General features: G+C 61.1%; 18 protein-coding genes and 1 tRNA gene. 10 read left to right on the top strand and 9 right to left on the bottom strand.

The window, feature by feature from the left end; genetic code table 11:
• Positions 1-377: 377 nt before the first annotated feature.
• A complete protein-coding gene (locus FZZ88_RS00690; RefSeq protein WP_166017684.1) occupies positions 378-539 on the bottom strand; it encodes a hypothetical protein in 162 nt (53 codons plus the stop codon).
• Positions 540-710: 171 nt separating this feature from the next.
• Here FZZ88_RS00690 and FZZ88_RS00685 point away from each other — a divergent pair, with 171 nt between their 5' ends.
• Entirely contained in the window at positions 711-1,406 is a 696-nt protein-coding gene (locus FZZ88_RS00685; protein ID WP_166017744.1) for an FkbM family methyltransferase, read from the top strand.
• 608 nt (positions 1,407-2,014) lie between these two features.
• Positions 2,015-3,181: a THUMP domain-containing protein gene (locus FZZ88_RS00675; RefSeq protein WP_226423719.1), complete on the top strand. Its 1,167-nt coding sequence runs from the start codon at positions 2,015-2,017 to the stop codon at positions 3,179-3,181.
• Positions 3,182-3,204: 23 nt separating this feature from the next.
• Here the strand turns inward: FZZ88_RS00675 and FZZ88_RS00670 are convergent, their stop codons facing one another.
• The 3 genes from FZZ88_RS00670 to FZZ88_RS00660 all read right to left on the bottom strand — a co-directional run bounded on the left by FZZ88_RS00670 (position 3,205) and on the right by FZZ88_RS00660 (position 4,904).
• Complete coding sequence (locus tag FZZ88_RS00670) at positions 3,205-3,891, bottom strand: hypothetical protein (RefSeq protein ID WP_166017743.1); 687 nt, start codon at positions 3,889-3,891, stop codon at positions 3,205-3,207.
• A gap of 204 nt (positions 3,892-4,095) precedes the next feature.
• Positions 4,096-4,482 (bottom strand): phage holin family protein, encoded by a 387-nt coding sequence (locus FZZ88_RS00665; RefSeq protein WP_166017742.1) that lies wholly within the window; start codon positions 4,480-4,482, stop codon positions 4,096-4,098.
• Positions 4,482-4,904 (bottom strand): YqjD family protein, encoded by a 423-nt coding sequence (locus FZZ88_RS00660; protein ID WP_115093108.1) that lies wholly within the window; start codon positions 4,902-4,904, stop codon positions 4,482-4,484. Before FZZ88_RS00660 ends, FZZ88_RS00665 begins: the two co-directional genes overlap by 1 nt.
• Positions 4,905-4,963: 59 nt before the next feature.
• On the opposite strand from FZZ88_RS00660, the gene FZZ88_RS00655 reads away from it, so the two are divergent.
• From FZZ88_RS00655 to FZZ88_RS00645, 3 genes are all read left to right on the top strand, one after another.
• Positions 4,964-5,320, top strand: a complete 357-nt coding sequence (locus FZZ88_RS00655) for a hypothetical protein (protein ID WP_166017741.1) — start codon at positions 4,964-4,966, stop codon at positions 5,318-5,320.
• A gap of 50 nt (positions 5,321-5,370) precedes the next feature.
• On the top strand, positions 5,371-8,976 hold the full coding sequence (smc, locus tag FZZ88_RS00650) for a chromosome segregation protein SMC (protein ID WP_166017740.1): 3,606 nt from the start codon (positions 5,371-5,373) through the stop codon (positions 8,974-8,976).
• Between the two features lie 90 nt (positions 8,977-9,066).
• Positions 9,067-10,197, top strand: a complete 1,131-nt coding sequence (locus FZZ88_RS00645) for a PRC-barrel domain-containing protein (RefSeq protein ID WP_370520029.1) — start codon at positions 9,067-9,069, stop codon at positions 10,195-10,197.
• A gap of 24 nt (positions 10,198-10,221) precedes the next feature.
• Here the strand turns inward: FZZ88_RS00645 and msrB are convergent, their stop codons facing one another.
• From msrB to FZZ88_RS00630, 3 genes are all read right to left on the bottom strand, one after another.
• A complete protein-coding gene (gene msrB / locus FZZ88_RS00640; RefSeq protein ID WP_115022496.1) occupies positions 10,222-10,623 on the bottom strand; it encodes a peptide-methionine (R)-S-oxide reductase MsrB in 402 nt (133 codons plus the stop codon).
• A 28-nt stretch (positions 10,624-10,651) separates the two neighbouring features.
• On the bottom strand, positions 10,652-11,935 hold the full coding sequence (locus FZZ88_RS00635; protein WP_166017738.1) for a glycosyl transferase: 1,284 nt from the start codon (positions 11,933-11,935) through the stop codon (positions 10,652-10,654).
• 9 nt (positions 11,936-11,944) lie between these two features.
• Positions 11,945-12,026 (bottom strand) — tRNA-Leu (locus tag FZZ88_RS00630).
• A gap of 119 nt (positions 12,027-12,145) precedes the next feature.
• On the opposite strand from FZZ88_RS00630, the gene accC reads away from it, so the two are divergent.
• Positions 12,146-13,492 (top strand): acetyl-CoA carboxylase biotin carboxylase subunit, encoded by a 1,347-nt coding sequence (gene accC / locus FZZ88_RS00625; protein WP_166017737.1) that lies wholly within the window; start codon positions 12,146-12,148, stop codon positions 13,490-13,492.
• 2 nt (positions 13,493-13,494) lie between these two features.
• On the opposite strand, the gene FZZ88_RS00620 is transcribed toward accC, so the two are convergent.
• Complete coding sequence (locus FZZ88_RS00620) at positions 13,495-13,842, bottom strand: YggT family protein (protein WP_226398624.1); 348 nt, start codon at positions 13,840-13,842, stop codon at positions 13,495-13,497.
• Between the two features lie 62 nt (positions 13,843-13,904).
• On the opposite strand from FZZ88_RS00620, the gene psbX reads away from it, so the two are divergent.
• The 4 genes from psbX to FZZ88_RS00600 are packed head-to-tail and all read left to right on the top strand — an operon-like array spanning position 13,905 to position 16,000.
• Positions 13,905-14,027 carry a photosystem II reaction center X protein gene (gene psbX, locus FZZ88_RS00615; RefSeq protein WP_115022502.1) on the top strand — a complete coding sequence of 41 codons (123 nt, stop codon included), beginning with the start codon at positions 13,905-13,907 and terminating at the stop codon, positions 14,025-14,027.
• 49 nt (positions 14,028-14,076) lie between these two features.
• A complete protein-coding gene (locus FZZ88_RS00610) occupies positions 14,077-14,991 on the top strand; it encodes a Ycf66 family protein (protein ID WP_166017736.1) in 915 nt (304 codons plus the stop codon).
• A gap of 5 nt (positions 14,992-14,996) precedes the next feature.
• Complete coding sequence (locus tag FZZ88_RS00605) at positions 14,997-15,527, top strand: hypothetical protein (protein WP_166017735.1); 531 nt, start codon at positions 14,997-14,999, stop codon at positions 15,525-15,527.
• Positions 15,524-16,000, top strand: coding sequence for a hypothetical protein (locus tag FZZ88_RS00600; protein WP_166017734.1), 477 nt, complete (start codon positions 15,524-15,526; stop codon positions 15,998-16,000). Before FZZ88_RS00605 ends, FZZ88_RS00600 begins: the two co-directional genes overlap by 4 nt.
• Here the strand turns inward: FZZ88_RS00600 and FZZ88_RS00595 are convergent, their stop codons facing one another.
• Positions 16,001-16,201, bottom strand: a complete 201-nt coding sequence (locus FZZ88_RS00595; RefSeq protein WP_115022509.1) for a chlorophyll a/b-binding protein — start codon at positions 16,199-16,201, stop codon at positions 16,001-16,003.
• Between the last annotated feature and the right edge of the window lie 7 nt (positions 16,202-16,208).

Raw genomic sequence — 16,208 nt, 5'->3', positions numbered from 1 at the left:
CTATAGCGCGGTCCTTATTCGGCATGGGGTGGAGTCTGGCTGAGTCAACTAGGCGTTGACTGCGGCTACGAGGTCAGCCGTCGCGTTGGGTTTGAAGCGGGCATAGCTCTTGAGATGCACCTCGATGGTGTGACCCATGGCCGAGGGGGCAATGTTGTTTTAGACGTTGCGCCGCTTGCGTGAGGCGTTGGGAGCGATGGTGCTGGATCACCTGGAGGTCAAGGCGTTGTCAACGCAGACTGAATTCCCAAATCGTTGTCAACGCCTTGTCAACGGGCGGGATTCTGTCAACTATCTGAATCCCTGAGATCCCTTGCCCTGAAATATTTGAGGGGGCCTTCCAGCCCCCATGAGTCATTTGGGTGATAAGGCCGACTTCACCCCATCTCTCCTAAGGGGTCGTCGGCGAAGGCCGCATCCATCCACTCCTTGTGGGCATCGGACACGACACGATGGGCTTGTCGACGTGAGCACCCCCATGTATCGGCCACAAGGGACGCAAGCTCAGAGAATCCGACACCCTTATCGATCTGCTTCATCGACCATTCGTGGCGTTGCTGCTTCTCTTGCCTACTGACCCAGGCGTTCGTAACAACAATCCTGCTCAAATTAACATTAACATCGACACATCCTCTAAGGAGATAATCGAATACAATAGCGATTTCCACTCGAAGGCAAGCTAACTTGGAATACAAAAAAGAAGGCTCACAATGGCGAAAGTAAATTCGACCGGCTTGCTAGACAAAACACTTTTCCAACTTATAAAACAAAACCTAATACACGTAATCTATGACATCGGCGCAAACAAAGGCGATTGGACAGAAAAATATGCTGCCAAACTCCCGGGAATTGAGTTTCACATGTTCGAAGCAATGCCTGGCACCCCAGCGCCAAGAGCCAGAGGGCACTGGCATAATGTTGCTCTTAGCAATCAAGCAAACAAAAAAGATTTTTTTATCAGTCCTCACTTTAGCGGTGCGGGCAACAGCTTTTACCAAGAAAACTCTGAATTATACAAAGATAATCAGCAAAAAATCAGCCTAGAAACCCACGAACTTGATAAGTATTCAAAAGCATTTGGCATAAGAATGCCAGACTTCATCAAAATAGATACTCAAGGCTCTGAGCTTGACATCCTTGAAGGCGGCCAAGAGTGCCTAAAAAATTGCATCGCATTAATGTCAGAAGTTCCAATTGTCAAATACAACAAAGGAGCGCCATCAATGGCCGAATATATTAATTTCATGAAAAGCCAGCGAATGGTACCAATCGGCATAGAAGAAATTCATATTTTAGACAGCCTGTTAGTTCAAATTGACATCGTTTTCGTTAAAGAAGACCATTACAAGTCAAGCCTTGAGCAAGTCAACCCAATTGGATGGAAGCTGGGTGTTGAGTGGGACTAAGTAAATAAATCAATCGGTCCTCCCAGAACTATTGTTCCAAAAAGAGAAGCGGGCCTGCTGAAATCACAGCAAGCCTGCTCCGATTCACCTCACAGACGCGTGCCCGTTGCCCTATTGCCGTGAGTTGCCGTGGCAATAACCCCAACCCGGACGACTGGCTTTGCCAGCTTCTCTATGGCTCCCCAGACTTCATCAGCGGGGATTTGTGACCCCAGAGGAGTCACTTAGGCCGAAAACGGGGATCGCGGGGTCACACCCTTGGTCACAAGCTCGTGAAGTGACCCGCTCGCAAACGAGACTCCAGTCCCAGACAAGTTAAAGAGGGCCTTCCAGCCCCCATGAGTCATTTGGGTGATAAGGCTGACTTCACCCCATCTCCCCTAAGGGTCAGGCAGCAACAGGGGCTGCTTGACGGGAGAAACGAACGATGTTGTTCGCAGTTACGGGTTTGCTCTCACCGAGCAGGCTTCAGTCACCCTCCTTATGCCCCGTCGAAACCATTGCAGCCCCGAAAGGGGGAATGGAGCTGAGCGGAATCGAACCGCTGTCCGAAACACTGGTGTGGATCACCTAGTCCGACAAAGCCGGACCCTGTCATTCTGACAGGAGTGGTGGCCTGGAGCACAACGCCCTTGGGTCGAACAAACCGGCTATCTGCTGTTGCAGTTCTTCCCCAGGGCCTTGAGGCTGCCGGCAGCGAAGAACTGACCGACCTCGGGGCCCATTCCGTGAAGCCCGGCAGGCGTGCCGTCAGCTTCGAAGCAGACATGGCCTGTCTGTACAGGATGCACCTACAGGCTCGGCTGCCCTTCCGCGTGCTGCGTCAGGTGGCGAGCTTCCCTTGCCAAGGCCGGGACGACCTCTATGACGGCATTCGCCAGGCCCTCGACTGGGAACGCTGGCTGCATCCCTCCATGACCTTCCGGGTAGATGTGACCGGAACGGCACCGGGGCTGAACCACAGCCACTTCACGGCCTTGCAGGTCAAAAACGCTCTTGTGGATGCGCAACGGGATCTCTGGGGAGAACGCTCCTCTATTGATCTCGACGACCCCGACCTCTCCCTACATCTCCACCTTGGCCGCGGAGTGGCCGAACTCAGCCTCGACGGCAGTGGCGGGAGCCTGCACCGCCGCGGCTATAGGGCAGCCATGGGGGCAGCACCCTTGAAAGAAAATCTGGCCGCCGGCCTGATCCGACTGACGGGCTGGGATGGAATCAGCCCCTTGGTGGATCCCTGCTGCGGATCGGGAGTGCTCTTGATTGAAGCGGCACTGGCAGCGCTGCAGCAAGCACCGGGATTGGAGCGGCGTTTTGCCCTCGAGGGCTGGGCGGATTTCCAGCCCGAACTCTGGGAGAAAGAAGTCGATCGAGCCAGGCAACGCAGGCGGCGAGACCTCACTCTTCCCCTCCTGCTTGGAATCGAAGCGGATCCCGTCATCGCTGATCAGGCCCGCGCCAACGTGGAGGCCGCAGGCCTGAGCGGAATCATTCGCATCAACACCAGCCCATTTGAAGACGAAACACTGCCCGATGGTCCGGGAGTTCTGGTGTGCAATCCGCCCTATGGCCAACGCATTGGTGACGAACAGGAGCTCGATGCGCTCTACAGCGCTCTGGGGCAATTTGTACGCCGAGAAGCTTCCGGCTGGCAGCTTTGGCTGTTGAGTGGCAATCCGAAGCTCACGGGTGCACTGCGGCTCAAAGCATCGCGACGGATTCCTGTGAGCAACGGCGGAATTGATTGCCGCTGGTTGCACTACGACATTCGCTGATGCGACAACACGAACCCCGGGTTTCAGCCGTCGTAGGAGACAAAGCTTCCATTCACAGAAAATCCATCATCGGAGTCAACATTGATCGAAACATTGGCGACGGGTGACATCTGGTCCAACGCGCTATCCCAGCAGCGATAAATCTCAGCATGAATCGCTCGGGCGATGTGATCAGGGGCTGAAAAATATTTCATCCATTTGCCGCTTGAACGACGCTTGCGGGCCGCCAACTGAGAGGCATTTCGCTCGAAGCTGCAATGAACCGTTGCAACTGCAACCTGTGTGAAACGTTGGAACAGTTTTTTGGCCAGAAAAGCTTGCATCATCAAATCATTTTGACGAGGCTTGAGCAGATCTTCAAAGCATCGTTTCGGCAATCTGTCGGACTCATTTGAAAGCCGCTGTGCCTTTCTTTTCAGCCCCCTAGGCCAATAGGACGCATCAATCCCCCGCAGAATTTGATAAAGATCAAGATGAAGCAATAGACCAGATGGCAGGGCCGACTCTCGCGATAACCGCTTCACATGACTGGCCTGAAAACAGGAATGTTGCTCTAAAGCAAGGCTGTAATCGTCATATTCACGACCGGATCGATCCAAAATAGACTCGAGAAACTCACCTCTCAGTGCATCACCGAACAAAGAAAGATCAGCCTGGACCGCTTTCTGGATGACGGATGACTTTCCAGATCCGCAGGGACCGGCCACCAAGAAAAGAGTTGACTGTCCCGAGCCAAGCTCAAGACGCGAATCGGATTGCTGATCAGGAACAAGATCCTGCCGAAACCTTCGCCTGAAGGGGAAGCGCAACGATCACAAAAGAACAATCAAGACAAGTTAACCCGGCATTAACCGTGCGTTAACCGTTAATCGCCTGGTGAAGTGATGACGATGCGTCTACCGCGCTGGGCCGGTTCAGACCCGCCCCATCACCGCACGCACAGTTTTCATCAGGCCCTCAAGCGTCTGGGGCAAGAAAGGCCCCTTCAAAACCTGCCCACCGATGCGCAAACTGATGCCAGCCAGCACAAGATTGGCAATGGAAAGGGTCAGCAGCGCGCGGATCCAATCCAGCCCCCACTCGGCCTGAATCCAAAGCAGCAACGACGCTTCTCCCGCCAACAACGCCAGGAACATGGCGGTGCCTCCGATGGCGAGGAACAAACCACCGCTGATCAATCGGCGTTTTTCCCGATCCACCTCCTGCAGAGCAATACGCACATGCAGGTCCATGACAGACGCCGCCAGCGCCGTGACCCTGGCGGCTGCTCCAAATCCACGCGGAGAGTTCTGATCGGCCATCAGGAACGCCGTCCTCCACGAAGCATGCTGCCCAGCAGCAAACCAACACCTAGAGCAACACCGACGGCCAGAAGCGGTCTCTGACGCACAGGCGCCTCAATTTTTGGCCGCAGCGTGCTGTTCAACTCATCCAGCAGCTGTTCCAGTTGCTCTTCCAGCGGGTCAAGACTGTCGGCCCAGTCGCGGCTGCGATCACCCGCGTTATGGAGAAGATCCTCAAGTTGATCGCGCACTCCTTGAGGAGTTAGGCCTGTATTCGCTTCGATCAGACGAACAAGCTCATCCACACTTCCCCGGGTCGCTTCCAGGGTGTGATGGGCCAAATCCGGCCAACGCTCTTGGATGGTGGGGAGCAGGCTGTCGAACCGCTCACGGAAGTGATGCTCGAATCTGCCGTTGGACTGCGGCGGTGTCGAGGCCATAAAGACCGGTGGCAGAAACCTCTAAAAGGGTAGGGAGACTGAAGGCTGAGGGAAAGTCTTTGCCGCGATACGCCCTACTGCGTCACACCGGAGCACCGGACGACCCCAGCGGATGCCATATCGATCTGCTACTTGAGCATGGGGACAGCTGCAGAACCTGGCGCCTCGCGACCGTGCCGCGCCCGAACGCAGGGGGGCAACCGGCGGTTCCCCTGCCACCACATCGGCGGGTCTGGCTGGAACCACGCAGTGCCGCCGTTTCGGGCAACCGGGGCTGGGCCGAACGGATCCATGCCGGGAGCTACAGCGGCGAACTTCCAAACGCCACGGATGCAGACGTAACCCTGCAGCTCCAGGGCGACCTTCAGGGCTGCCTACGCATCGCCGACGGAAACTGCTCGTTAACGATCCCTTGAGCTTTTCGTGAGCTCCGCTAGTTTCGGCCTGCTGACAGCCCCAGATCCTGTTGGTTCATATCAATCAGGTTGGGCTTACGCACTTCAAGTCGTTCGGCGGAGCGATGACAATCCCTCTTGAGGAGGGATTCACCGTTGTGACCGGACCCAACGGTTCCGGCAAGAGCAACATCCTCGACGGCGTTCTGTTCTGCCTAGGCCTTGCCACCAGTCGCGGCATGCGGGCCGACCGCTTACCGGACCTGGTCAACAGCGGCATGCTCAAGGCTGGCAAGGCCGCCGAAACCAGCGTCAGTGTTCGCTTCGATCTCAGCGACTGGTCACCTGATGCCGCCGAGGAAGGCCTCGACGCACCGGCGGAAGGCCCCTGGATTCAACCGGGGCAAACCGAGTGGACGGTGACCCGCAAGCTGCGGGTGATGCCGGGTGGCTCCTATAGCTCCAGCTACAGCGCTGACGGAGTGTCCTGCAATCTGCAGCAGCTGCAGACCCAGTTGCGACGAATCCGGATCGATCCCGAAGGCAGCAATGTGGTGATGCAGGGGGACGTCACCCGCATCGTCTCAATGAGCAACCGGGACCGCCGCGGCCTCATCGATGAGCTGGCCGGTGTCGCCCTGTTCGACACCCGGATCGAACAGACCCGCCGCAAGCTCGATGACGTGCAGGAGCGCCAAGAGCGTTGCCGGATCATTGAGCAGGAATTGCTGACCAGCCGCCAACGGTTGGAGAAGGACTGCGCCAAGGCCCGCCAGTACCAGGAGTTAAGGGAACGGCTACAGCTGGGACGCCGCCAGGAAATGGTGCTGGCCTTCGAGGCAGCCCAGCAAGCCCTGAAGGATCTGGCCACGCGCCAACAGGCTCTGGAAGCCCAGGAACAGCGCGACGCTGCGGCCATCGCCAGTGGCCGGGAGCAACTGAACAAGGCTGTGGCCGAACTGGAACTGCTGCAGGAGCAGGTCAAGGCCCTGGGAGAAGACCAACTGCTTGCAGTTCAGGCAGAACTGGCTGGCCTCGACACGAGCAGCCGGGAACTTGAACGCCAGGCCACCCTCCACCAGGACGAAGGCCAGAAACTGCAGGGACAGCGCCATGACCTCGCCACCCGTCGCCAGCAGTGGCAACTGCAGTCGCGGGAGCTGGAGCGCGACCCCAATCAGGACGCCCTGAACGCCGCTGAAGACAACTGCAAAGCCGCTGAGGCGTCGGTTGAGATGTCCCGGCGCCGACTGGCGGATGTTGCCGGCCGATCTGGCGCCTGGGTGGAAGAACAAAAGCGCCGCAGTGGCCGCCGTCACGAGTTGCAAAGCAGCGTCGCTCCCTTGCTGGAGGAGCAACAGCAGTTGCAGGAACGGCTGCGTCAGGAACGGGAGCGTCTTGAGGAGCTCACCGAGGAACAGCAGCAGGACGGCTCCGACGGTGCCGCCGTGCAGCAGCAACTCGAGACCCTGGAGGAGACCTGGCAAACCCTTCTTCAAGCCATTGCCGATGGCAAACAGGAGCTCCAGCAAACGGCCGACTCCCTGGCCATCCAACAGCGCACCCGCAGCCGGCTTGAACAGGAACAAACCCGTTTGGAACGGGAGATCGCTCGTCTGGAGAGCCGTCGTGATGCCCTTCAGGAAAGCCGCGGCACCGGTGCCCTTCGCCTGTTACTGGAGGCCGGCCTCGATGGCATCCATGGCCCTGTGGCCCAGCTGGGGGAGGTGGAGGATCGCCATCGCCTCGCCCTTGAAGTGGCGGCTGGGGCCCGTCTCGGCCAAGTGGTGGTCGACGACGACCGCATCGCTGCACGCGCCATCGAGCTGCTCAAAAGCCGCCGAGCCGGCCGGCTTACTTTCCTGCCCCTGAACAAGATCCGCTCACCCGGGGGGGGCGGCTCAGCCGCCTTCGCCCGGGGGTCACGCCCGGGAGGGCAAAGCAGCGCTGGACTGATCGGTCGAGCTGTGGAACTGGTGCGCTTCGAGCCTGTTTATGACCAGGTGTTCGCTTACGTCTTCGGCGACACCCAGGTGTTCTCCGACCTGGCCAGCGCCCGCCAACAGTTAGGCCGCTCCAGGGCTGTGACCCTGGATGGCGAGCTGCTAGAGAAAAGCGGCGCCATGACCGGCGGCAGCTTCTCCCAGCGGAGCAGCAGCCTGAGTTTCGGTCGCAGCAGTGATCAAGACGAGGCCGAGCCCTTGCGTCGGCGCCTGCTGGAACTGGGTGAATCTCTGGTGGCCTGCCGGCGGGAGGAGTCGAAGCTGGCGCAACTGATGGAACAGCAGAAACCCCAGCTGCGCCAGCTCGAGCAGCAACAAGCCGCTCTGATCGCCGAGCGCAATGCGGCCCGGCGGAACCACGGCCCCCTGCTCGAGCGCAGCCGCCAGCGGGCCGAACGGCTCAGCAAACTGCAGCAGGACCAGACGGAACAACAGCAGCGGCTCGAAGCGATCAGCCGTGAGCTCGCCCCCCTGACCTCGGAGCTCAAAGCCCTGGATGAGGCGGAGCAGAACAGCGGTAATAACGACGATGCCGCGGCCTGGGCCCAACTGCAGAAGGAGCAGGAAAGCTCAGATCAACGGCTGGAGACGGCCCGCAGCGAGCGGGACCAGCTGCTGAATGCCCGCCGCGAGCGACAGCTGGCGATCGAACGGCTGGGGGATCAGGAAAAGGCTCTGGCCGCAGAGGAGGCCCGGCTGCAGGAGGCTGTGAAGGCCCTGGCCAGCGCCCATGGTGCCTGGCGCCAGCAACAAAGCGACCTCCAGCAGAAGCGTCAACAACTGGAGCAACAGCAGAGCGAGCTGCAGGAACGCTTTGGCAGCCAGCGCCGGGCCAGGGATGCCGCGGAAGCCGAGGTGGGCCGGCAGCGTCAGGCCCTGCAGCAGGCCGAGTGGAATCTGGAACGGCTCAAGGAAGACCGGGAAGGGTTGATCGAAGAGCAGCGCAGCGGTGCGGTGCGCCTCCAGGAGATGGAACAGGCCCTGCCGGACCCCAGACCTGAGATCCCTGAGGCCTTGCGACTGTCTGGCCTGGAGGCCTTACAAGCCGATCTTCATGCGATCCAGCAACGCATGGAAGCGCTGGAGCCCGTCAACATGCTGGCGCTGGAAGAACTTGAGGCCCTCGAACAGAGGCTCAACGAACTGAACGAGCGGCTGGATGTGCTCAACAGCGAGCGGGAAGAGCTGCTGCTGCGGATCGAGACCGTGGCCACCCTGCGACAGGACGCCTTCATGGAAGCTTTCACCGCCGTGGATGGCCATTTCCGCGAGATCTTTGCCTCGCTCTCCGATGGTGATGGCCACCTGCAGCTGGAGAACCCGGACGATCCCCTGGAAGGTGGCCTCACCCTGGTGGCGCATCCCAAGGGCAAGACCGTACGGCGCCTGGCCTCGATGTCAGGTGGTGAGAAATCGCTCACGGCTCTGAGCTTCCTGTTTGCCCTGCAGCGCTTCCGGCCGTCGCCGTTCTATGCCCTGGATGAGGTGGACAGCTTCCTCGACGGCGTCAATGTGGAGCGCCTTGCGGCCCTGATCGCCCGTCAGGCCGAGGCGGCACAGTTCATGGTGGTCAGCCATCGCCGCCCGATGATCGGCGCGGCCCAGCGCACCATTGGGGTGACACAGGCCCGCGGCGCCCACACCCAGGTGGTGGGTTTGCCGGATGCCGCCTGAACGATCGGGGTTTTCGCTGTGCAACCTGAACGTGACAGGCGGAACCCCTGCGCCACAATGGCCTGAATGTCCATGGCCGAGGGCCCGCGCTTGACCCCGACCCCTTCCCCAACTGAAGCCATCACCACTGGCGTACCCAGCGATCGCCTCTGGTTGCGCTCCGAACTGATGGGCACCCAAGTGATCACCCGCGACACCGGCCGCCGCCTGGGGGTGGTTGGTGAAGTGATCGTGGATATCGACCGCCGTGAGGTGGTCGCCGTCGGGCTTAGGGACAATCCGCTGACCCGTTTTCTGCCCGGCCTGCCGCGCTGGATGCCGCTGGACCGGATCCGTCAGGTGGGAGACGTGATCCTGGTGGATTCCGCCGACTCCCTGAGTGAGAACTTCAATCCCGAGCGCTATAGCCGGGTCATTAACTGCCAGGTGATCACCGAATCCGGTGAGCAGCTGGGTCGCGTGCTCGGCTTCGCCTTCGACATCGAAACCGGAGAAATGACCACCCTGGTGATGGGAGCCCTCGGCGTGCCCCTACTGGGGGAAGGGGTGCTGAGCACCTGGGAAATGCCGGTGGAGGAGATCGTCAGCAGTGGCCCGGATCGGATCATTGTTTACGAGGGGGCCGAAGACAAACTCAAACAGCTGAATAGCGGTGTGCTGGAGAAACTTGGGGTTGGAGGTCCCAGCTGGGAAGAACAGGAGCGGGAGCGTTACCGGGTCAATTTGGTGCCCGTGGAAAACCAGCTCACCTCTGGACAACCCCAGGAGCAGGAACAACGGCGCCTCCAGGCCTCAGAAGCTGAGCGGCTTGATGCTGATGCGGAACTCGAATACGTGGAACTGGAGGATCGGCGAAAGGAGGCCATGCAGCAACGCCGTTACCTCGATGAGCCCCAGCGGTATGACGAGCGGCGCTACGAAGAACGTCCCCGCTACGACGAGCGGGACAACATCAGAGACGACCGCTCCACTGAACGACCGCGGTCCTATGAGCAGCAGCAACCCCCCGCCTACGACGAACCAGCGCGTTACGAGGAACAACCTGCTTATCAGGAAGAGCCGCCATACCAAGAAGAACCTGCATATCAGGAACAGCCGCCGAGGCGCGCCATGCCAGCCTCCCGCCGTGCTGTTCAGCAGTCCGGTGAACCCCTGGATGTGGAACCAATGGAAGACTCAGCTCCTCAGAGCGGGACCAAGGATCTGGACGACCCCTGGTGAGCGAGCCTGATCGCGAGAAGGCGATCAGGCCGACTTGAAGTCCAGAGATGCGCTGTTGACGCAGTAGCGCTGGCCTGTGGGGGCGGGGCCATCAGCAAAGACATGCCCCAGATGGGCATCACAGCGGGCGCAATTGATTTCGGTGCGCACCATTCCGTGGGTCAGATCCTGTTTGGTGGTGATCGCATCGGAACTCACACCGTCCCAGAAACTCGGCCAGCCGGTGCCCGAGTCAAATTTGGCGTCAGAACTGAACAACGGCGATCCACAGCAGATGCAGTGATACATCCCGGTGGCCTTGTTGTTCCAATAAGCACCGGTGAACGCACGCTCAGTACCGCCGCAACGAGCCACCTGGAACTGTTCCGGCGTCAGGGATTGCTTCCACTCCTCTGCACTGCGTTCGACCGGATTGGACGGGGTCATGGTCGTCGGATTTAGCAGCCCGTTTAGCCTAGGAAGAGCTGAGCTCGCGGGGGAGCAATGCCCTCACCTCTGCAGCCAGGGCAGCCACCGCCCCTGGGTCCCCCCGCAACGCCTGGAGATCCTGCCGCTGGCCCTCCAGCCGCTCGGGAGCATTCAGCCAGTCGCATGCTTCCAGCGCGATCTGCTCCGGCGTGATCGCCCCCACTCTCTCCGGGACCACGACGCGGCCAGCGCTGATGTTGGGCCAGGCCATCAGACCGTTGTTGCGCAGACGCCAGAGGGTCAGCAAGACCCCAATCAGACGCCGCAAGCCCGGCAAGCGCGCCAGCAGCCCGAGCCCACCATCCCAGGCCTGCATTACCTCAAGGTGCTGGGTGGGAACAATCACGATCATCGGCACAGCCAGTGCTCCAAGCTCGGCCGTGTTGGCACCAACGGTGGTCAGGGCCAGGGCGCACTGGCTCAAGGCCCCGTGGGCCGGATGCTGCTGCAACAGACGAATCCGCGTCCCCGCCGCCGTCACCAACTCGGTGACCAACTCCTCTTGGTCAACCGACGCGACGGAAGCGCTGTAACGCGCAGCGATTGGATTGGATCCACCGGCAAAACGGAGTAGCTCCGCCACGCTTGTGGTGGGAGCCAACGGGAGCAAGAAACGGCATTCGGGTTGCAATCGAGCCAGGCGGTCGGCGGTGTCGAGCAGAAATGGCATGCCCACGCACAGCTTTGCCGGCTTGGAGCCCGGCAGCAGGGCCACCCACTGGCCTTCAGGCAGGGGATCCTCCCGACGGGCGAAGGATGACAAATCCGCCATCAGATCCCCAACCACACGGCATCGGGACTGATAACGAACCGGAAGCTGGCGCTGAACCGCCTCCGACATGGCCGCGATCCGGTCGTTCCAGCCCGGCCAGCGCGCCACCCATTCGGCATAGGTGATGTGGCGATACCCAAGTCGAGCAGAGAGCAGAACGGTCCAGAACTGATCTCCTCCCAGGAACACCACCACACCCCGCCGGGGCCAGGGGCCGTACCGCTGCGGGCGCAACAACAGCGACCAGAAACGCCGTGCCGGCACGATGCGCTCAAACAAGCCCCAGGGCTCTGCCGCCATGGGCTCCTGCCCGGTGGCATTGGGACAGGGAACCAGGACCAAATGCAAGGACGCCGCGGCCGTAGAGGACCGTGGACGAAGGCGGAGGCTGGCATGCAGACGTTCCGCCAGTGGGCGGACCCATGTGGTCAGCTCACCGGGACCGTTTGAAACAAGAACGACGGCCGGTCCAGGTTCTGCTGCGCGGGGACGGGCCAAGAGAAAAAGTGCGGATGGCGAGACTTGAACTCGCAAGGCCGAAGCCACACGCCCCTCAAACGTGCGTGTCTACCAATTCCACCACATCCGCGTGGTCGACTTCACCGCTCGGGCGCTGTCGACGTCAGATCATACCGGGCGGGGTCTTTGCTTTCGGCTTGATCGGTCGGCGCTGATACGATCCGGCGTCAGGCCTGAAGATGCTGCGGGATGCCCATCGGCAAAGTGCTGATCGCCAACCGCGGCGAGATTGCTCTCCGAATCATTCGGAGTTGCCGCGAGCTCGGCATCGCCACCGTGGCGGTTTACAGCTCAGTCGACAAAGACGCACTCCACGTTCAGCTCGCGGATGAAGCGGTTTGCGTCGGCGAGGCGCTGAGCAGCAAGAGCTACCTCAACATCCCCAACATCCTGGCGGCGGCCACCTCCCGCGGCGCTGACGCCATCCATCCCGGCTACGGCTTTCTGGCCGAGAACGACAAGTTTGCCGAGATGTGCCGTGATCACGGCCTCACTTTCGTTGGACCGTCACCCCACGCGATTCGCTCGATGGGGGACAAGTCGACCGCCAAAACGACGATGCAATCGGTGGGTGTCCCCACGGTTCCCGGCAGCGAAGGTCTGCTCAGCAGCACGAACCAGGCGGCGGCCCTTGCCGAGGAGATGGGCTATCCCGTGATGATCAAGGCCACCGCGGGCGGTGGCGGACGCGGCATGCGGCTCGTGCCGGACGCCAGTCAACTGGAAAGCCTGTACAAGGCGGCCCAAGGCGAAGCGGAAGCCGCCTTTGGCAACCCTGGGCTCTACATGGAGAAATTCATCGACCGGCCCCGCCACGTTGAAGTGCAGGTGCTGGCCGACCGCCACGGCAATGTGGTGCACCTGGGAGAACGCGACTGTTCGATTCAGCGTCGTCACCAGAAACTGCTGGAGGAGGCCCCCAGCCCGGCCCTAGATCCAGAACTGCGGCTGCGCATGGGTGAAGCCGCCGTTGCTGCCGCCCGCAGCATTAATTACGAGGGCGCTGGAACGGTGGAATTCCTGCTTGATCGCAGCGGGGGCTTCTACTTCATGGAGATGAACACCCGCATCCAGGTGGAGCATCCGGTGACCGAAATGGTCACGGGTGTTGATCTGATTGCCGAGCAGTTGCGCATCGCCGGTGGCGAACCCATCAGCGTGCGCCAGGAAGAGATCCAGCTCACTGGCCATGCGATCGAATGCCGGATCAACGCGGAGGATGCACGCCATAACTTCCGCCCCGCCCCGGGACGAATCACAGGATGGCTGCCCCCGGGGGGACCAGGCGTGCGCGTCGACAGCCACGTTTATACCGGCTACGACATCCCGCCCTTCTACGACTCCTTGATCGGCAAGCTGATTGTCTGGGGCAAAGACCGCGACCACGCCATGACCCGGATGAAACGGGCCCTAAACGAATGTGCCGTCACCGGAATCCCAACAACGGTGGAATTTCATCTCGAAATGCTGGATCGACCGGAATTCATCAATGGCGACATCCACACCAAGTTCGTCGAGCAAGAGATGCTCCCCTGAACTCAGGCTGCCGCCTGAGCGTGCATCAGAATTTGCGACAGCAGCCCCTGCTGACCAACGAGCAACTCACGCACGAGGCTGATCAATCCAACCCAGATCACGGGGGTGACATCGACCCCACCAATCGGTGAGATCACGCGGCGGCTAAGCGCCAGCACAGGCTCCGTCGGCCAGGCCACCACGGGCCAAACGCCCTGGTTCAGGTCCACCTGGGGGTACCAAGTGAGCACGATGCGAAGCAGGAACGCCAGGGTCCAGGCTGCCAACAGCAGACCAAGGAGAAGATGAACAACTGGCAGGACCTGCAGCAGCAGCGGCGTCACAAAGCTCAAAGCAAATCGTCCCGTCATCGTAGAAAGCCGACATCGCTCCTTAGGATCAGCGCGGCTTTGATGCAGACAGCAGCAACCCCATGACCCCCTCCCTCTCCAACTTCCTGAGCAGCCTCGTTTGGGGAGGTGTGATCGTTGTTGTTCCCGCGACCATCGCGCTGATCCTGCTGAGCCAGACCGACCGTCTCGACCGCAAACTCTGACCTGCCCCTGGCGCCCCTCGTAGACTGAGCCCCTAGCGGGATCAGAGTTTTGGTTAACGCCAGTCTCAACTGGGCCAGCATCGTCGGCATCGTGTTGGCCGTCGGCGGAGCTCTGCTCTATTTCATGCGGACGTTCAAACCAGCCCTGGCTCGGGACTACGACGTCTTCTTCGCGGCGATTGGACTGCTTTGCGGAGGCATCCTCTTTTTCCAGGGATGGCGTCTTGATCCGATTTTGCAGTTCGGCCAATTCCTCCTAGCGGGTACAACCGTTTTCTTCGCTTACGAAAGCGTGCGCTTGCGCGGCGTCGCCACCGAGCAAGCTCGGCGTTCCGCCTATTTCGATGACGAGCCCGCCCCTGCTCGCGGCGATGATCCTGGTGGACTGCGCGGGGGATGGGATGACGGCTACGACCGTTTTGATGAACCCCAGCCGGTGCGGCGGCGTTTCTCCGGCCGCGACGACGACCCTGAAGAGCGACCTGAAGAGGAGTTCTACAGGCCGCGCCGCACCAGCCGCGCCGCGATCCCTGAAGAGGCAGCCAGCCGTCGCTCCATGGGTCGCAACCAAACGGATTCCGGCTGGGAGCAAGACAGTGAACGCTCCCGCCGCATGGCCCGCTTCCGGGCCGGAGAAGCCCGTGATGAGCAAAGCCCCGATTTTGGATCCAGACGATCGGAGCGGGACGATCAACGCCGCGGCAGCCGTCCTACGGGCCGCTCTGAACGTCCTGCCGGCGAACCCGCCCCGTCCGGCGCAGAGGATGCCGCATTCAGTCCCAGCCGCAGCGCATCACTGAACCGCGGACGTCCCGGGGCCAACCCGGTTGCGACAACAGAGTCGAGGCGTTCTGCTGAACCGCCGCTGGCCTCGAACCGCCCGACCAGTAGCCGTCAACCCCCCCGCAGCTCAAGACCGTCTTCCGGCAGCCCTCGGGACAACAGCTCCCGCTTTGACGACTGAGCCACTTGCGTCGCCCGCTGCTCCTTCTCCTGGCCAGCCTGGCGCTGATGGGCTGCAACGGTCGCCAAGAACGGGCCGGTGGAGCCCTGTTCAGCAGCAGTCAGCAGGCACCCGCCCTGAGTGGCAGTGGTGAATGGTTGGCGGTCGTCAGCGATCGCCGCGGCAGACCCACGGTGCAGCTGCGCCGCCTCAGCGACGGATCCGTGGTGTCCGTTCCGCAGCTGAGCCGTCATCAGCCCCACAGCTCCCCCTCCCTCAGCTGGAACGGTCGCTACCTGGCCGTCATCACCCAGCGTGGTCGCCGCAGACTCGCGGTGGTGACCGACCGCCTGAATGGACGAATGCATCCCCTGCCGCTGCCGGGGGGACGGGACCCTGTGCTGCTCAGCCTCGCGCCAGATGCACAGCAAATCGCCCTCCAGGTGACAGATCAGGGCCGGTGGCGCGTGGAACTGCTGGATCTGAGTGAAGTACTCGAACCCGACCGTCCACCGGGCCAGAGCCTCTCCACGCCAACGCTGTCGTCAGAGCCATGATCCGCGTTGCTCTGATCTGCAGCCTGGTGCTGATGACGGGCTGCAGCAGTCCCAGACCCACACCCCGGCCCGATCTCAACGGCTTGCTGCGCCAGTCGGTGAACAGTCGCCGGGATCCATCCCTGGGGGGAAGATGGTTAGCGAGCCTTGGCCAACGCAATGGGCGGGAACGGGTCGAACTGATTGATTTACGGGACCGCAGCCCCGTCCCGCTGCCAGGCCTCAACCGTGCAGACGCCCAACCCATCAGCGTCAGCGTCAGTGCGGATGGGCAGCGCTTGGCCGTCGTCCAGCAACGAGATGGCCGCACGGAACTGGTGCTCTATCGCCGCAACGTGGGCGCAACACAACGGCTGCCTCTGGATCCACCGGGCGTGCCCCGCAGCGTCAGCCTTGACGGTGCAGGCCGGCGTCTGGCGGTGCAGGTCAGCCGAAACGGACGCTGGGATGTGGATCTGATTCGTCTGCCCTGATCAGGGCAGCAACCCCGCCCAGTGCAGAAAGGTGTCGCGGCTGAGGGCCTCGATCAAGAGCACCGCGACAAAACCCACCATGGCGAAACGGCCGTTCACGCGCTCGGCATACCCACTCCAACCGAATGCCGGTACATCGTTGGTGGTGGCGGACGTCTCCGGAACAGACGTGGAATCAGGCGTCTCGCTTGTGGAGGTCATCCGGCCG

Source organism: Synechococcus sp. PH41509, assembly GCF_020514285.1.
Taxonomy (GTDB): Bacteria; Cyanobacteriota; Cyanobacteriia; order PCC-6307; family Cyanobiaceae; genus Parasynechococcus.
The sequence above is the reverse complement of the archived record's forward strand: the minus strand, read 5'-3'. Positions and strand labels throughout refer to the sequence as shown.

Bases quoted from the DNA above. Each gene is read 5' to 3' on its own strand.
- FZZ88_RS00685 (WP_166017744.1), top strand. From the start codon at position 711: ATGGCGAAAGTAAATTCGACCGGCTTGCTAGACAAAACACTTTTCCAA.
- psbX (WP_115022502.1), top strand. From the start codon at position 13,905: ATGACCCCCTCCCTCTCCAACTTCCTGAGCAGCCTCGTTTGGGGAGGT.
- FZZ88_RS00665 (WP_166017742.1), bottom strand. From the start codon at position 4,482: ATGGCCGATCAGAACTCTCCGCGTGGATTTGGAGCAGCCGCCAGGGTC.
- FZZ88_RS00690 (WP_166017684.1), bottom strand. From the start codon at position 539: ATGAAGCAGATCGATAAGGGTGTCGGATTCTCTGAGCTTGCGTCCCTT.
- msrB (WP_115022496.1), bottom strand. From the start codon at position 10,623: ATGACCCCGTCCAATCCGGTCGAACGCAGTGCAGAGGAGTGGAAGCAA.
- FZZ88_RS00620 (WP_226398624.1), bottom strand. From the start codon at position 13,842: ATGACGGGACGATTTGCTTTGAGCTTTGTGACGCCGCTGCTGCTGCAG.
- FZZ88_RS00595 (WP_115022509.1), bottom strand. From the start codon at position 16,201: ATGACCTCCACAAGCGAGACGCCTGATTCCACGTCTGTTCCGGAGACG.
- accC (WP_166017737.1), top strand. From the start codon at position 12,146: ATGCCCATCGGCAAAGTGCTGATCGCCAACCGCGGCGAGATTGCTCTC.
- FZZ88_RS00660 (WP_115093108.1), bottom strand. From the start codon at position 4,904: ATGGCCTCGACACCGCCGCAGTCCAACGGCAGATTCGAGCATCACTTC.
- FZZ88_RS00600 (WP_166017734.1), top strand. From the start codon at position 15,524: ATGATCCGCGTTGCTCTGATCTGCAGCCTGGTGCTGATGACGGGCTGC.